The following is a 15,909-nucleotide window of genomic DNA, read 5'->3' as shown; positions in this document are numbered from 1 at the left end:
TAGTAGAAAAAACAGCGTCTAATAAGTGAAGTTAATTCACGTACAATTTGTAAGTAAACAAGATATAAGTGCGGTTTATACCAATTGATATAAACAATCGATCATTCGAAAGCGGTTTAAATATCCAGTATCTACGTTGCTTTCAATCCCAATAGCCTGCTATTGCTCAATCAAGCGCCTTGCTACTGAAAATTTATCCTCGTTTAAAATTGACCGATTCATTAAATCAATTGGTATTACTAGGAGTAATGTGCTGTGTACAAGTTGCTAGAAGTCAGCTGCTAAAGCTAAATATGAAGTGCTAAATGTGAAGTGCTGAGAAAAAACGTCAACCAAAGAACTGTATTATCAGTGGATGACGCATTTTTATAAGTAATGAACTTCAGTAGCTTTATTTAACATCCAAAGGAGAAACATAACCTTCAGGTTTTAAAGCGAGTACATCACAATTTAGTCGATCAATAACATGTTCAGCGGTATTGCCGATTAGCGCGGCAGATAAGCCTGTGCGACCTATAGTGCCTAAAATAACAAGTTCCGCATCTATTTCTTCAGCAACACTTTGAATAATATCTTCAGGTAACCCTTCTTTTATATGAGTGAAATCCTCAGTGATATTAAAAGCGGCTGCATGCTCTAACATGGCCTCTTCATGATGCTTGAGCATAGCAAGGTTATAATCATTAGCATCAAACTCTGGAATCTCTATGGCGATATTTACCGGAGTGCCTGGAAACGAATTTACCAAGTGTAAGTTTGCTTTCATTACTTTGGCTAACTGTTTGGCTTCTGCCGTTATTTTATCGTTTAAGGCTTTATGTTCTTCTTCTTCGCTGCCAATGTTTAATGCAGCAATAATATTGCCGTCTTCAGGCCATAAATGTTCTTTCACTAGCAGTACAGGGCAAGGGCATTTACGTAAAATATGCCAATCGGTTGGGGTAAATATAACGGACTTTAATTTATCGTGTTGATGAGTCCCTTTGATGACAATATCATAACCATGATCAATAACTTGTGCGATTATTTGCTCAAAAGGGCGGTTATGCCAAATAACTTTACAATCAACAGTAATACCAGAAACATCTAGGTCAGCAATCATAAACTCTAACCATTGTGTACGATCATTAATAACCGATTTGCACATAGCTTCGCGTTCATCGCCTGAAAGCATTGTAGTCATTTCATAAGAGAAGTCATATATGGTCAAAAATGCAGTGATACTTGCACCCGTTTTACGTGCTAATTCTATTGCTCGCTTTAACGCTTTTTGATCTTCTGTTGTTGGGTCAACAATTGCGAGTATTTTTTGATACTTTTCCATAGTTAATTCCTTATCTTTGCCTGCTTGTATTAGGCCAAACCACACAGCTAATAACCTTGCTTAATATATTAACAATAATCTATTTTGAAAAGATAATACTTGTTTTAAATCAAATTATTATCATTTTTTATAAACTATATTATGTTAAGCATAGCGGTAAATTGTTGAATAATAAAGTCGTGAGAAAACGCTGGATTTATATTTTAAAGCGCGGCACACTCATTTAATTTTTCAATATTTACGATGGTAATAAGTTTACCATTAACGGCAATTAAGCCATTTTTATCGAAGCGGTTAAGTAAACGACTTATGGTTTCTACGGTTAAACCAATATAGTTACCAATATCATTACGTGTCATAGACAAACGAAATTCAGAGGCCGATAAACCACGCGCATGATAGCGACTACTTAAAGTACTAAAGAAGGTGGCAAGGCGTTGTTCCGCATTTTTACGGTTAAGTAATGTTAGCATTTCATGATCTTCACGAATTTCAGTGCTCATCATACGCAAAATTTGTTTTTTTAATTTTGGCATACTATTAGATAACGTATCGAGCGTATTATAAGGTATTTCGCAAACCATTGAGGTTTCTAGTGCTTTAGCAAAACTTGGATGTTTCGCATTCGCTATGGCGTCAAATCCGAGTAAATCCCCAGCCAAATGAAAGCCAGTAATTTGCTCTTCTCCTTGTTTGTTAATTGTATAAGTTTTGAATGTGCCAGAACGCACGGCGTAAAGCGCTTGCATTGGTTGACCGTCGTTATATAGCTGCTCTCCTTTTTGGATAGGCAGCTTACGATCAATAATATTATCTAAAGTCTCTAACTCTTGATTGTTAAGTGAAAATGGTAAGCACAATTCACTGATACTGCAGTTTTGGCAGTGAATATGTTGTTGGTCGGCACACGATTTATTATTCATAATAACCTATAAAAATTTCCATGCTGAACACCATATTAGATGCGTTAGCTATATGCAATAAGTATAGAATAAATGCCGTATGAAATCACCAAAATGGCCGATAGCTTTCTAAATAGTGGCTGAGTTAATAAAGACTTAACACTGAACGTGCCTAGTGAAATTGACATTAAAGCAGGTAAAGTACCTAAACCAAAGAAAAACATGATCAAAGCACCATTGAGGGTATCGGCGCTTGCTAAAGACCAAGTTAAAGTTGAGTAAACTAAGCCGCAGGGTAGCCATCCCCATAATGCACCTAAAGCGAAGGCACTTTTAACGTTCTTAATGGGTATAAAGTTTTTAGTCAGTGGCGATATATAACGCCAAATATTTTTTCCTAAATGTTCTATGCGGCTCAACCACATTAACCACTGCCCTAAATATAGTCCTAAAAAAATTAAAAAAATACCGGCGATAGTTTTTAATATAACAACAGGAAAACCTATGTTTTTAGCTGCCATAGAGCTGGTAAATGCCACAATAGCGCCAATGAAACTATAGGAAGCAATACGGCCAAAGTTATAAGCAAATACAATGGCGAATTTTTTATGGCGAGTTTGATCAGAAATAGCAGTAGTCAACATAGTGCTAATGCCACCACACATTACAATGCAATGGCCAGAGCCGAGCAGACCAATAATAAAGGCAGAAAAAAAATCAAGTGTCATGAGTCTGGTTTTTTAGCTGTTGCTTTGAAGTTTCTGTTTCATTTAACTCGTTATTCTTTAAGGTATTTTGCTTAGCTTTATCATTTTCATCATCAAATAAAATACTCATGCCTTGCTTTTCTAAATCATCAAACTGCTCAGTTTTTACCGCCCAAAAAAACAGATAAATACCAATAGCTGTGAGCAACACGGCAATGGGAATTAATACGTAAATTATACTCATTTTTTTAACAGCCTTAATGAATTTGTTACCACTAAAATTGAACTGGCCGACATACCTATAACCGCCATGTAAGGCGCTATATGGCCTGTTACCGCTAGCGGTAAAACAATAGCGTTATAACCAAAAGCCCAAAGATAATTTTGCTTAATAATACGAGTGGTGCGAATAGCAACTTCACGCAGGGTTTGTACACCCTTAAGTTTATTATTGAGTAATATCACATCTGCGCCATTTTTAGCAATATCAGTACCGCTACCCATAGCAATAGACAAATGAGCTGCGCCCAATACGGGACTATCGTTAACGCCATCGCCAACCATGGCAACCGTATGAGTACTTTGTTGCTGTTTTATGGTGTTAACTTTTTCTTGTGCTGAGAGGTTTGCATGCACTTTGTTAAGGTTTAATGCTGATTGTAATTTATTACAGCCTTGTAGGTGATCACCAGAAAGCATGCTGGTTTCAATGTTTTGTTGGTGAAGAAAATCGATCAATGCTTTAGCATCTTCTCGTAAGCCATCATGCAAGTAAAATTCAGCGATTAATGTTTCACCTTGCATTAATACACACTGCGCACTATAGGCTGAGTGTTCATTAGCACCTAAAAGCCAAGAGCTTTTACCAATGCGGTAATGTTGGTTATTTACTTCACCAGAAATCCCTGCGCCAGGGGCAACTACAACTTGGCGGGTCATTTGGTTATGATCACGAAATGGGCTAAAAGCTTTTGCTAAGGGGTGAGCCGAATGTGCTTCAAGCGCTGCCGCTATGGCAAGCACTTGTTGTCGTCCTTCTTGCGTCGCTTCGTTTGAGTATTCACCATAAGTTTTTACATCTACAATAGTGAACTCACCTGTAGTTAATGTTCCTGTTTTATCAAATGAAATAGCATTAACTTCAGGCATAGTTTCAAGCACATGGGCAGACTTAATCATAATACCTTTACGATTAAGTTGCGTAGTTGCACAGGTAAGCGCTGTTGGTGTTGCTAATGCCAATGCACAAGGACAAGTTACGACAAGAACCGATAAGGTGATCCAAAATGCTTCGCTTGGATCATGATTCAGCCAGTATATTGCCGTTGCTATGGTCGTCATCAGAATTAGCGCAACAAAATATTGAGCAATTTTATCTGATAACTTGGCTAATTTAGGTTTATGGCTTTGTGCATTTTCACTCAGTCGAATGAGCTGACTTAAAAACGACTCTTGATTATTATGTTTAACTTTTGCCGTTAAATTGCCATCGCCGTTAATAGTACCAGCAAAAATGTTATCTAAAGCGGTTTTCTTCAGGGGCAGTTGCTCGCCAGACAACATAGCTTCGTTAATTTGGCTGGTGCCCGTTAATATTTCACTATCAGCCGGAATGGTTTCACCGGGTTTAATTAAAATAATATCATCAGTTTTTAAATAATTGGCTGAAATAAATTGCTCAATACCTTGCTCAATTTTAGTCGCGGTCATTGGCATTAATTTTAATAAATTTGCTGAAACATCAGCGGCGCGGCTGCGGGCTCTAAACTCAAGAAATTTACCAATAAGCAGTAGAAAGGTAAACATAGACACTGATTCAAAATACACTTCGCCTTGCTGCGTAAATGTTGCCCAACAGCTAGCCATAAAAGCTAAAATAATGGCGATAGAGACAGGAACATCCATCGAAAGCTGGCGCGCTTTTAAGGCAAAGAAGGCACTTTTATAAAATGGGAAGGCGCCATAGCTAACAATAGGAAGCGTCAAGAAAAAGCTTGCCCAACGTAAATACATTACATTGTGTTCAGTCATATCGGAAAAAGCGCCGAAGTATAAACCAAAAGCGATCATCATTACTTGCATCATTAAAATGCCCGAAATGCCTAACCGTTTGATAAAGTTTTTCGCTTGTTTATTATTGTTTTTTTCAGCCGTACTCGCCTTAAAAGGCAAACCGTGATAACCAATTTTATCGATTAAACTCAGTATGTCGCTCAACTTTACTTGGCTTTCTTGCCATTGCACAGTTGCACGTTGAGTTGTCGCGTTAACATTAATTTTATTAACGCCCTCGAGCTTACTGATTTGCATTTCAATTAACCAGGCACAGGCTGAACAGCTTATCCCATCAATGGTTAAAATAGTTTCTTTAAAACCATTATGATAATAAGCAAACTCGTTTTGTAAGCTTTCATCATCAAGTATTTCGTTGCGTTGTAATTGCTCGGGAATTAATACTTCACCTTTTTGAGCTGGTGCACTGCGAAAACGGTAATAATCAGTTAAATTGTTATCAACAATAGTTTGGGCAACCGCTTGGCAACCAATGCAGCACATTGGTTGATCAATATTATCAATACGAGTTGTTAAGTTAATGCCCTTGGGAACGACTTCATCACAGTGGAAACAAACGTTGCTCATTAATTTATGCTCACTAATACCGGCTAATTAATTTGCTACAGTCAGATCAGGTTTTATGGCAATAAAATCAGATTGAGGTAGGGTGATCACGTTTTGAATCTTCCAGTGGTTTTCAAATGGACTAATGGTTACTCGCCATTTACCCGAAACATTTTGGTCAGCTTCAAAGTAATGGGTAAAGTTACCATTAGCGTCAGCTGTTAATGCTAAGTAGAAGTCTCTTTCTGCTATTGTTGGGTGAAAAAAATTAACATTTAATAATGGAAAGGTTTTTTCAATACCGGTAGGGCGAATAATTAATTGATCATCAACAAGCTTCAAACCAAAACTCATACCTAGCTTTTGTGCTTGTTTAACTTTACCTAATTCTAAGTTTATCGCTTTACCTTTTTTATAGTAATCACCAACCACCAGAGGATCGGGATCCGTGTTGGCGATAATAAAAGTGGCAATACCGGCGACAACGGCAGTAAAAGGTAATATAAAGACAAACCAAGCCCAAGGCTCACGATACCAAGATGTTTTCATGAAAATTTCTGCTTTGCTGAAAGAGTGCTTATTATACGACTTTTCTTTTACAGGAACTATTAAAAAACCTGTAAAATAACAAACTTTAACCCAAAGACAGGGTATTTATTTGTGATACAGTTTTACCTTTATAACAGGCATAATTTCTCAGATGCGTTGAGCCTGAGTAAACTCATTTCTTGATCACTCTCAAAGGCGCTACCAATTGAATTTATGTCACTATCTTTATCACATGTAGAACGAACATTTAATCTGTTCGGTATTAGTTAACATGAACATCACGGATAAACATCATCAATGCTTCACTTTATGCCATTTCCTAGGCAAAACGTTTATCAAGCGAGATATTTATCGACCTTTAAAGGCAGATAATGGGTTAATACCAATTGAAATAAATAATCTATCATTTTGAGGCGGTTTAAATCGTCATTAACTTATTAAATTTGGTCTTAAAAGGGAGCACAGAGCAAGTGCTGCTTATCCAAAGTTCAGTTTACTTAATATTAATAAAGTTTTAACGCGATCATAATTTTGTTTAATACCATAAATAAATACGATAACTGTATAGAAAAAATAGTGGCCAAAATTTTCAAACAAGCATAAAAAAACCTTGATACTTTGCAGTATCAAGGTTCAATTTCTAAGCTATGTTAACTCAACTCAACTTAACTTAACTACTCTTGCGATAAGCTATAAACATAAGCGCTGATTACGTGAATTTTTTTCTCACCTAGGATTTTATCCCATGCTGGCATTATGCCGGCGCGACCATTAGCTATTGAAGCTTGAACAGCACGTTCAGAGCCACCGTATAACCAAATGTTATCAGTTAAGTTAGGCGCACCAAGTTCAATACCCATGGCTGCACTACCTTTACCATCACTACCGTGACATGCTGCACACATAGCAAATTTAACTTTACCTGCGGCTGCGGCTGTAGTGTCAACTTCACGACCACTTAAACTTAAAACGAATGCTGCTACTTCTTTAACACCTTGTTCGCCGCCTAAAGCTGCGCTCCAAGCCATCATGCCATTAGCTTTTCGGCCATGCATAAGCGTCGCTTTTATTGTTTCAGGTGAACCACCGTATAACCAATCTTGGTCAGTTAAGTCAGGAAAACCAGTAGCACCACGGGCATCAGAGCCGTGACATTGCGAACAGTTTTGTAAGAATAAACGCTGTCCTACTTTACGTGCAGAAGCGGCTTCTTCGTCGTTAGCTGTAGCTAAATCGGCTATTTCACGCTTGGCGTATGCATCAAAAATAGGTCCATATTTTTCATCTGCTGCAGCAACTTCACGATCGTATTGTACTAACAAGCCTTTTTCTTTAGCCAAAGCCGATTTTTCTTTAGACTCAGCTAAATTTAAAATACCTTGGTTAGAACTTTCCCAGCCAGAAAAACCTTTCCAACCGCCTAAGCCATAAACCGCGATGTAGAAAAAGCCCCAAATAATGGTTAATAAAAAGAAATTACTCCACCATTTTGGTAGTGGGTTGTTTAACTCTTCAATGCCATCGAAAACGTGTCCAGTAGGCTCACCTTCAGCTACGCCTGCAAAGTTCTTTAAACACATGCGTAATAATAAGTAACAACCTATCAATGTGCCAAGGGTTAGAACCGATACCCAAATAGTCCAGAAGCTAGACATTATTAGTCTCCTGCTTGTTATTTTTGTTAGTGTGGCTTATTTCAGTTTCAGTTTTTTCTTCAAAAATTGAATTTGCCGCTTCATCAAACGATGACTTGCGTTTTTTTGAGTAAGACCAAACCACAATAACTATAAATAATGCCAATATTAATAGAGCAATAAGCCCTCTAAGCGTGCCGTAATCCATCATATTATTTCAACGCATGACCAAGAGACTGTAAATATGCAATTAATGCATCCATTTCTGTTTTGCCTTTAACTGCTTTTTTTGCACCTGCAATTTCAGCTTCAGAATATAGAGGAATAGCATTACCTTGCTCGTCTTTGTGGCTTCTATTACGGGTTAAAAAGTTAAATGTAGCTAACTTCTTACCCGTTAATTCGCCATCAAGTGTATTTTCAGCTAACCACTTAAAAGAAGGCATGTTCGACTCTGGTACAACTGAGCGTGGGTCAAGTAAATGCGCACGATGCCAATCATCACTATAACGACCACCAACACGCGCTAAGTCAGGACCCGTACGTTTTGAACCCCATAAAAATGGATGTTCCCATACTTGTTCACCAGCAACAGAGTAATGACCATAACGTTCTGTTTCAGCACGAAATGGACGTATCATTTGGCTATGACAAACATTACAGCTTTCACGAATGTAAATATCACGGCCTTCCATTTCTAATGCCGTATAAGGGCGCAAGTTATCAACAGGAGTTGTGGTTTCTTTTTGAAAAAACAAAGGTGTTATTTCAACTAAACCACCGACACTGATTGCAAGAATGGTGAAAATAGCAAACAAACCAACATTTTTTTCAAACTTTTCATGTTTATTTTTCATCGTCGGCTCCTTAAGCTGCTTTCACTGCTTCAAGACTATTGTCTTTAGCATAAATTGTTTTAAACATGTTGTAAGCCATCAACAAGAAGCCTGATACAACTAATACACCACCAACAAAACGCATAAAGTAGAATGGGTAAGAAGCCGTTAAACTTTCAACAAAACTATAAGTTAAAGTACCGTCGGTATTTACCGCTCTCCACATTAACCCTTGCATTACACCTGAAATCCACATAGCAACAATATATAAAACAATACCAGCAGTATGTAACCAGAAGTGTATGTTAATTAAGCGAATGCTATACATGCGGCCTTGATTAAATAACACAGGAATTAAGTGGTATACCGCACCAATTGATACCATAGCAACCCAACCTAGTGCGCCAGAATGTACATGGCCAATTGTCCAGTCAGTATAATGTGAAAGGGCATTTACCGATTTAATCGCCATCATTGGGCCTTCAAACGTAGACATGCCGTAGAAAGATAACGAAACAATTAAGAAACGAAGAATAGGGTCATAGCGAAGTTTATGCCATGCACCAGACAGCGTCATAATACCGTTGATCATACCACCCCAAGATGGCAAGAATAGTACGATTGACATAACCATACCCACTGACTGAGCCCAATCCGGCAAAGCAGTGTAATGTAAATGATGTGGACCAGCCCAAATGTATAACGATACTAAAGCCCAAAAATGAACAATAGATAAACGGTAAGAGTAAACCGGGCGTTCAGCTTGTTTTGGTACGAAGTAGTACATCATACCCAAGAAACCCGCTGTTAATAAGAAGCCAACGGCGTTATGACCATACCACCACTGCATCATGGCATCGATAGCGCCAGAATAAATGGAGTAAGATTTCATCATTGAAACGGGAATAACCATACTGTTGCCAATATGTAATACGGCAACGGTAAGAATAAAACCACCGAAGAACCAGTTCGCAACATAAATATGAGAGGTTTTACGCTTGATCAAAGTGCCAAAGAACACGATGGCATAACTTATCCAAACCACGGCAATTAAAATATCAATTGGCCATTCTAATTCAGCGTACTCTTTGCTTGATGTATAACCCATGGGTAACGTTATAACGGCAAGTACAATAACCGCCTGCCAACCCCAAAACGTAAAGGCGGCTAAGTTGCCCCCAAAAAGTGTGGTTTTACAAGTACGTTGCACAACATAATATGAAGTTGCAAACAATGCACTGGTACCAAAAGCAAAAATTACCGCATTGGTATGCAGCGGACGAAGACGAGAGTAGGTTAACCAAGGTGTGTCAAAGTTTAAAGCAGGCCAAATTAATTGTGCCGCAATAAGAACACCTACAAGAGTACCAACGATCCCCCAAATAACTGTCATTACGGTGAATTGACGCACCACATTGTAGTTATATGACGGATGATCTAGCGTTGTTGTCATTTTAATTGTTCCGTTACTAGGTTAGGTTTTGCAGTTTTGTATAAAAAAGAGTCTTTTTCATGAAAAATGCTGAGAAGCCATGATAAATGTCACACTCGAAAAGCGAGTTGTTTCAAATTCTATGTGATTTTACCTTTCGCCCATGCCATAAATCAACCGTAAAACTTGATTTAAATCAACAAAAAAACTGCATTCTCACTATTACTGCGAGAAATAGTAAAAAACAATATATAAATAATTGCTGTATCTATAAAAGGTTAGCATTAAAACTTGGATAAACTAGCCCTAAAACAGTTAAATTATTGCTGTTGTTTTGTCGATTGTTTTTTTAAGGTAAATATTCGAAATTCATGGCAGTTATTGCATTTATTCAAAGCGTATAAGGTATTTCTGTCAAATTTACTTAAATTGTTATCAATGAATAATTCAACATAGTATTAGCCTTTAAATATAAATACTGAGATTACAGACTAAAAAGTTCATTAATACGATTACTGATTGTGTATGATAGCGGACAAATTATTTCGTTTTATTTTCATTAATTAAAAATGTTGCTCTCTGTGATTAATTCTCTAATAAACTCAGTTTTTAAAACTGTTATCAAAAGCATTTTGCGTATTTCATCGGCAATAATAGCGCTTTTTTTATCTGTTCTGCTTTTTGCATGTAGCCCTGATAATAAATTAAACCTAAATACTGATGTTGCATCTGCAAAAATTGCTCACTGTATAGTTGGACAAAGCAAATGCGAATTTGCACTAACCAATGCTAAAGCTAAAATATTATTTGATGTTGAAAAAATAATTGCAGAGCAACCTTTTAACATGATCGTTAAGTACCAAGGCCAAGAAAAACTAAAGAGTATTACTGGTTATCTTGAGGGTGTTGATATGTACATGGGCAAAATTCCATTATTTTTTGATCTTCAAGCAATAACTAATAATGGCAATGAAACTTCACCTAAAAGCTCGATAATTACAGCCAAAAAATCATCAAAACTACCTGAGCAATTAACACATCAAGCTGCAGAAAAAGAGAATCAGCTATCTTTACAGGAACCTTCACAGGAGCTATCACAGGTTTTTCAAACTGAAGTGCTTATTGGAAGTTGTTCCTCAGCACAAATGAAATGGCGTATTTGGTTAACCTTTACCACCGAGAAAAACATAAAGCATACTAAACTGTTTACGGTGCCAAGTTATCGCGCTTAAAGCGCCTAGGCATGTTTTTAGAGCAAATTAATTTAGTTTTTAAGAATAGAAGTGTAGCCAACTAACTTTTGCAGTTTGAAGCAAGTAACATAATTACATACAATGCTGAGTAATGTGTGTTTTTTAGAATTTATTAAGTTGTTTTAAATAATTTTTATAATGCTTTTCGACTTCTTGCTTAGTTAACAATTTAGCTTCAGATTCCCTTTCAAGTATTGTCTGCATGTAAAAAAGAATATTATCGTAAGTTAACTTTATTTGCTTTGGGAAGAGTTCATTTGGCGCAATTTTAAAATCCAGCCAGCTACCATCATCAAACTCAATATGAGAACCCCACTTAGAAATGAGTAATTCGCCATCTCGATCATCAAGCACGATACTTATTTTATAATAATAAGATTCACTATCAAATGATTCTGAATATGGAAATTCCTCACCATTTTCATTCGTTATGACTTTATCGTATGACATTGATAAACCTTTAATCGAGCCTATAATTTTTATTTAGAAAACTACACTTACTAACTTGCTACTAACCAAATAGCGACTAATACCATTAAACTACCTGATATTTTATTGAGCAATTGAACATTATTTCGTTTGGTTAAAACTTTAGCGATAGATTTACCGCCCGTGGCATATAGCGTCATGCAAATAAATTCAGATATTAAAATGACTAGTACTAAAATACTTAACTGCGGTGTTAATGGTAATGTTTGGTTTATAAAAGGGGGCAATAACGAAATCATAAACGCCCAACCTTTAGGGTTGGCGATAGCGGTTAAAAAGCCTTGCTGAAATAAGCTACTTCTTTTAATTGATTGTTGATGCTGATTTGGGTCTGTACTTAGTTTACCTTTGGCTCGCCACATATTAATACCGACATAAAGTAAATATAGCGCGCCCATAATTTTAAAACCTTGGAATAGTTGCGGCAATGCAGTCATTAATGTTGCTATACCTAATACAGAGGCAACTGCAACGGTTGCTACTCCTAATAGCTCGCCGTACATCATCCAGAATGTTTTCTTCACGCCAATAGTTATACCTAAGCTCATGGCCAAGGTCATACACATGCCTGGCGTTATGCTAACCATAAAAAATGTTGGAATAAAAATACTCAGTAAGGTGAAGTCTATCAAGGTGTAAGTGCCAAAATGGTGAGTAAAAGAATAATAACGCAATTAAGTGAAGGTTTAATAACATAAAGTTTAAATAAACTATAAAAAAGTAATTTTATTCGAGTAATTAAATATGGCTAGTAGAGCTTAAATCAATCAGCTTATAGAGGATAACTTGTTAGTTTATATTGTGCAGCAAGAGAATATCAAAAATGTATGAAATATTGTTAGCGTTCATTGTTAAGTGAACGCTGCAATACATTGTTCCGAAAAATGCAAAATTTTAGCGGTAACAGACGTTATAAAAACTATTATTCACGATAAAAACCAATATGTTGATGAAAACGAACAATCAACTCTTCTTTATCATTATCGTATTTAAGTTTTTGGGCAATGCTATGTAAAACAGACTCTATTTGATTTAAAAACTTACCATAGCCATGGCTGGTTTTATCTTGCTCACTAGCAACAAATACAAAATGCACACTATCAACTAACTCTTCAGCGACCCATTTACAGGTATAACCACTATTCATACTTTTAGGGTTATAGCCAATCATCATTAACTCCCCCTTAGCCACGGTAGATTCATCTTCACTGCGGCGTACAATAGGCACTAAACCATTAGCTATCAGCGCACCATTATTTAAATTATGTTTTTTTGCTGCACTGATAAATGCATCGGCAATATAGTTATATAGCGGGTTATAATTTTCACCTTCACTATCATCAAGTTTAACTAAATTACGTAATCTACGATTAATCGGCATATCGACAATGGCATAAGTCAGCTCGTCGGTATTTTCCGGAATAGATATCTCATCGGGTGCATAACGGTTAGATATACTGCGTAATTTATGCACTTGGTTGCCTTGCACGCCTTTATCTTTGGCAAATAAGTCATAAGTAAGGTGTTGATGATCACAAATGCGCATTTCGTCTTTCGCCATACCACTTTGTTCAGTGAACTTTGTGATAGCTTTAACAACTTTTTGATGAAAAATTGCCGAATCATGCCTTACTTCATTACCGTTAGATAAAAACACTAAATGAATTTTGCTAGCCTGCTTTTTTCCATCAAAATAGGCTTTTTGACTAAAATGATAACGAGAGTTATATAAAAATAAAATTTGCTGTTCGGTTTGCGCAGTAATTTTTTCTGGGCTAAAACGAATACGAGTGAACTTGTCGTTGGCAACAAACTGGCCACTTTCTATATCTAATTCTTCGTTAATTTTAAAGAATATTTCTGACAGCTTCTTGTAAAAAGGCAGAAACGGTTGTTCGCTGCTGTGATCAACAGGGCCTGATATTCTCTCGATTAAACTGTCTGTAATAGCAAACTTAGCAAGTAAATATTGGTTTTCACGTGCAGAAGAAGGAATATGCACTTTATGTTGAACACGTCTTGTACGAGAGATTGGCATAACATTTTACCTTTAATTTAAAAATATCATCATAGTAGTATCAATAAAGGTGGTCAAATAAGAAATAAATCAGAAGGGAGATCATTAACTTAACAAGGCTATTAAAGTTTGAATATTAGGGATGAAAACAATGTTACAGCGCTTAGGTTATCTACAAAGGGGTTAAAAGTATCACCTTCATATAGAAAATGTTGGCTTTAATATTTCTTTGCAGCTAACCCTACCTAAATGAACCAAGATTTGTATATAATCTCGGGGTCATTCTTAAATAAAGTATAAAAAAATGAAAAATACCTTAGCTTTCACACTATTAACTTCAGCCGTATTGTTGGGCTGTGGCGCAGAAAATTCTGTCAAAAAAACAAATAGTACTGCCGATGTAACAGCAAGTTATAACAGTATTAATAAAAAACAGCTGACCGAGCATATTAAAACCCTTGCTTCAGATGAATTTGAAGGGCGCGCACCTTCAAGCAAAGGTGAAGAACTTACGCTTGATTACTTAACAAAACAACTTACCGCCGTAGGTTTTAAACCGGGCAATGGTGATAGTTTTTTACAAGCCGTGCCTATGGTTTCTATTGAAGCATCTCCAGAAATGACTTTATCTATTGGTGATAAAGCATATCAATATGGTCATGATATGGTCATGGGCTCTAGCCGTATTAGTGAATTCGAACAGCTAAAAGATTCTGAGTTAGTTTTTGTTGGTTACGGTGTTAACGCACCTGAATATCAATGGAATGACTACGAAGGTCTAGATGTTGAAGGAAAAACAGTGGTAATTCTGGTAAACGACCCAGGTTTTGCTACTCAAGACCCAGCATTATTTAATGGTAACTCCATGACTTATTACGGTCGTTGGACATATAAATATGAAGAAGCGAGTCGTCAAGGTGCTGAAGGTGCAATAATTATTCATGAAACTGCACCAGCTTCATACGGTTGGTCGGTTGTAGAGCATTCATGGACAGGTCCACAATTTGGCTTTGTTCGTGAAGATCTAAACAAAGGCCGTGTAGCCGTTGAAGGCTGGGTTAATAGCGAAGTTGCCAAAGAGCTTTTTGCTAATGCTGGGTTAAACTTTGAGCAAGAAAAAGCAAAAGCAGCAAAGGGCAGTTATCATGTTGCTATGGGCGACTTAACCGCTTCAGTTGAAGTAAAAAATACCGTTAAAAAGTCAAAATCATATAACTTTATTGCCACCTTACCCGGTAGTACCAAGCCTGACGAACACATTATTTACACTGCGCATTGGGATCATCTAGGTAAAGATACAAGCAAAGACGGCGACCAAGTTTACAATGGCGCAGTTGACAATGCATCTGGTACTGCAGCTTTAATTGAAGTGGCTGAAGCATTCTCAAAATTGCCTGTATTACCTGAGCGTTCAATTACCGTAATGGCAGTAACCGCTGAAGAGCAAGGCTTACTTGGCTCTAAGTTTTATGCTGCAAACCCAGTTATTCCAGCAGCGAAAACAGTGGCTAACATTAATATGGACGCATTAAATGTAAATGGTCGAAGTAAAGATGTATCTGTTTATGGTTTAGGTCAATCTCAGCTAGACGACTACTTAACCGTTGCCGCTAAAAAACAAGGGCGTGTAATTTCAGGCGACCCTCGTCCAGCGGCAGGTATTTACTACCGTTCTGATCACTTCGCTTTCGCTAATATCGGTATTCCAGCACTTTATGCTAAAAGTGGTAAAGAGCCAGTTGATGCCGCGACAAAAGCACTAAGAGAAATATTAGATCCAATTCTAGCCAAGTGTTACCACAACGCCTGTGATGAATACAGCGAGCAATGGGACCTTTCAGGTGCCGTAGAAGATATGCAAGCCTTCTTCGAAGTAGGTTATGAACTTTCACACCAAAACGTGTGGCCACAGTGGAGCAAAACCTCAGAGTTTAAACGCTAAGCACATAGCTAAAACTCCAAAGCAGCAATTATGTAATTGCTGCTTTTTTTTATGCTAAAAATAATAAAGTGGGGTCAGATACACATTAATTAAAACCAAAAATAAACTGGTCAGATAACATTAAAATTTATCTTTTCAATTTTGTTGTTAAGCGTAAATTATACTTTAAAGATTCTTGTCCTATACTGAGATCAATTTAAATAAT

The 15,909-nt window shown here is 36.9% G+C and carries 15 protein-coding genes; 2 read left to right on the top strand and 13 right to left on the bottom strand.

Features of this window, described 5'->3' with window-relative positions; all coding sequences use genetic code 11:
* Positions 1 to 391: 391 nt before the first annotated feature.
* From uspE to ccoN, 10 genes are all read right to left on the bottom strand, one after another.
* Complete coding sequence (gene uspE / locus AC27H3_RS06885; protein ID WP_487104797.1) at positions 392 to 1,324, bottom strand: universal stress protein UspE; 933 nt, start codon at positions 1,322 to 1,324, stop codon at positions 392 to 394.
* Between the two features lie 203 nt (positions 1,325 to 1,527).
* Positions 1,528 to 2,247 carry a fumarate/nitrate reduction transcriptional regulator Fnr gene (gene fnr / locus AC27H3_RS06880; protein ID WP_085304359.1) on the bottom strand — a complete coding sequence of 240 codons (720 nt, stop codon included), beginning with the start codon at positions 2,245 to 2,247 and terminating at the stop codon, positions 1,528 to 1,530.
* Between the two features lie 44 nt (positions 2,248 to 2,291).
* The gene (locus tag AC27H3_RS06875) at positions 2,292 to 2,954 is read right to left on the bottom strand and encodes a sulfite exporter TauE/SafE family protein (RefSeq protein WP_487104795.1); all 663 of its coding nucleotides are present in this window, start codon (positions 2,952 to 2,954) and stop codon (positions 2,292 to 2,294) included.
* Complete coding sequence (gene ccoS / locus AC27H3_RS06870) at positions 2,944 to 3,177, bottom strand: cbb3-type cytochrome oxidase assembly protein CcoS (protein ID WP_085304355.1); 234 nt, start codon at positions 3,175 to 3,177, stop codon at positions 2,944 to 2,946. Before ccoS ends, AC27H3_RS06875 begins: the two co-directional genes overlap by 11 nt.
* A complete protein-coding gene (locus tag AC27H3_RS06865) occupies positions 3,174 to 5,573 on the bottom strand; it encodes a heavy metal translocating P-type ATPase (RefSeq protein ID WP_487104792.1) in 2,400 nt (799 codons plus the stop codon). The genes ccoS and AC27H3_RS06865 overlap by 4 nt, the downstream gene beginning before the upstream one ends.
* Before the next feature lie 27 nt (positions 5,574 to 5,600).
* Positions 5,601 to 6,101, bottom strand: coding sequence for a FixH family protein (locus AC27H3_RS06860; protein WP_487104791.1), 501 nt, complete (start codon positions 6,099 to 6,101; stop codon positions 5,601 to 5,603).
* Between the two features lie 674 nt (positions 6,102 to 6,775).
* On the bottom strand, positions 6,776 to 7,756 hold the full coding sequence (ccoP, locus tag AC27H3_RS06855; protein WP_487104789.1) for a cytochrome-c oxidase, cbb3-type subunit III: 981 nt from the start codon (positions 7,754 to 7,756) through the stop codon (positions 6,776 to 6,778).
* A complete protein-coding gene (locus tag AC27H3_RS06850) occupies positions 7,749 to 7,946 on the bottom strand; it encodes a cbb3-type cytochrome oxidase subunit 3 (RefSeq protein WP_487104787.1) in 198 nt (65 codons plus the stop codon). Before AC27H3_RS06850 ends, ccoP begins: the two co-directional genes overlap by 8 nt.
* Before the next feature lies 1 nt (position 7,947).
* Positions 7,948 to 8,592 carry a cytochrome-c oxidase, cbb3-type subunit II gene (gene ccoO, locus AC27H3_RS06845; protein ID WP_085305751.1) on the bottom strand — a complete coding sequence of 215 codons (645 nt, stop codon included), beginning with the start codon at positions 8,590 to 8,592 and terminating at the stop codon, positions 7,948 to 7,950.
* Positions 8,593 to 8,602: 10 nt separating this feature from the next.
* Entirely contained in the window at positions 8,603 to 10,024 is a 1,422-nt protein-coding gene (gene ccoN, locus AC27H3_RS06840) for a cytochrome-c oxidase, cbb3-type subunit I (RefSeq protein ID WP_487104785.1), read from the bottom strand.
* Between the two features lie 560 nt (positions 10,025 to 10,584).
* On the opposite strand from ccoN, the gene AC27H3_RS06835 reads away from it, so the two are divergent.
* Positions 10,585 to 11,235: a hypothetical protein gene (locus AC27H3_RS06835; RefSeq protein WP_487104783.1), complete on the top strand. Its 651-nt coding sequence runs from the start codon at positions 10,585 to 10,587 to the stop codon at positions 11,233 to 11,235.
* Between the two features lie 123 nt (positions 11,236 to 11,358).
* Here AC27H3_RS06835 and AC27H3_RS06830 read toward each other — a convergent pair whose 3' ends face one another.
* From AC27H3_RS06830 to AC27H3_RS06820, 3 genes are all read right to left on the bottom strand, one after another.
* Entirely contained in the window at positions 11,359 to 11,706 is a 348-nt protein-coding gene (locus AC27H3_RS06830) for a hypothetical protein (RefSeq protein WP_487104781.1), read from the bottom strand.
* A gap of 50 nt (positions 11,707 to 11,756) precedes the next feature.
* Positions 11,757 to 12,377 (bottom strand): LysE family translocator, encoded by a 621-nt coding sequence (locus AC27H3_RS06825; RefSeq protein ID WP_487104779.1) that lies wholly within the window; start codon positions 12,375 to 12,377, stop codon positions 11,757 to 11,759.
* A 290-nt stretch (positions 12,378 to 12,667) separates the two neighbouring features.
* Positions 12,668 to 13,783 carry a DUF3083 family protein gene (locus tag AC27H3_RS06820; RefSeq protein ID WP_487104777.1) on the bottom strand — a complete coding sequence of 372 codons (1,116 nt, stop codon included), beginning with the start codon at positions 13,781 to 13,783 and terminating at the stop codon, positions 12,668 to 12,670.
* A 283-nt stretch (positions 13,784 to 14,066) separates the two neighbouring features.
* Between AC27H3_RS06820 and AC27H3_RS06815 the strand changes: the two genes are divergently transcribed.
* Positions 14,067 to 15,704, top strand: a complete 1,638-nt coding sequence (locus AC27H3_RS06815; protein WP_487104775.1) for a M28 family metallopeptidase — start codon at positions 14,067 to 14,069, stop codon at positions 15,702 to 15,704.
* Positions 15,705 to 15,909: the final 205 nt, after the last annotated feature.

The organism is Colwellia sp. NW0002-52-1, assembly GCF_057550865.1.
The sequence above is the reverse complement of the archived record's forward strand: the minus strand, read 5'-3'. Positions and strand labels throughout refer to the sequence as shown.

Bases quoted from the DNA above. Each gene is read 5' to 3' on its own strand.
- uspE (WP_487104797.1), bottom strand. From the start codon at position 1,324: ATGGAAAAGTATCAAAAAATACTCGCAATTGTTGACCCAACAACAGAA.
- fnr (WP_085304359.1), bottom strand. From the start codon at position 2,247: ATGAATAATAAATCGTGTGCCGACCAACAACATATTCACTGCCAAAAC.
- AC27H3_RS06875 (WP_487104795.1), bottom strand. From the start codon at position 2,954: ATGACACTTGATTTTTTTTCTGCCTTTATTATTGGTCTGCTCGGCTCT.
- ccoS (WP_085304355.1), bottom strand. From the start codon at position 3,177: ATGAGTATAATTTACGTATTAATTCCCATTGCCGTGTTGCTCACAGCT.
- AC27H3_RS06865 (WP_487104792.1), bottom strand. From the start codon at position 5,573: ATGAGCAACGTTTGTTTCCACTGTGATGAAGTCGTTCCCAAGGGCATT.
- AC27H3_RS06860 (WP_487104791.1), bottom strand. From the start codon at position 6,101: ATGAAAACATCTTGGTATCGTGAGCCTTGGGCTTGGTTTGTCTTTATA.
- ccoP (WP_487104789.1), bottom strand. From the start codon at position 7,756: ATGTCTAGCTTCTGGACTATTTGGGTATCGGTTCTAACCCTTGGCACA.
- AC27H3_RS06850 (WP_487104787.1), bottom strand. From the start codon at position 7,946: ATGATGGATTACGGCACGCTTAGAGGGCTTATTGCTCTATTAATATTG.
- ccoO (WP_085305751.1), bottom strand. From the start codon at position 8,592: ATGAAAAATAAACATGAAAAGTTTGAAAAAAATGTTGGTTTGTTTGCT.
- ccoN (WP_487104785.1), bottom strand. From the start codon at position 10,024: ATGACAACAACGCTAGATCATCCGTCATATAACTACAATGTGGTGCGT.
- AC27H3_RS06830 (WP_487104781.1), bottom strand. From the start codon at position 11,706: ATGTCATACGATAAAGTCATAACGAATGAAAATGGTGAGGAATTTCCA.
- AC27H3_RS06820 (WP_487104777.1), bottom strand. From the start codon at position 13,783: ATGCCAATCTCTCGTACAAGACGTGTTCAACATAAAGTGCATATTCCT.
- AC27H3_RS06815 (WP_487104775.1), top strand. From the start codon at position 14,067: ATGAAAAATACCTTAGCTTTCACACTATTAACTTCAGCCGTATTGTTG.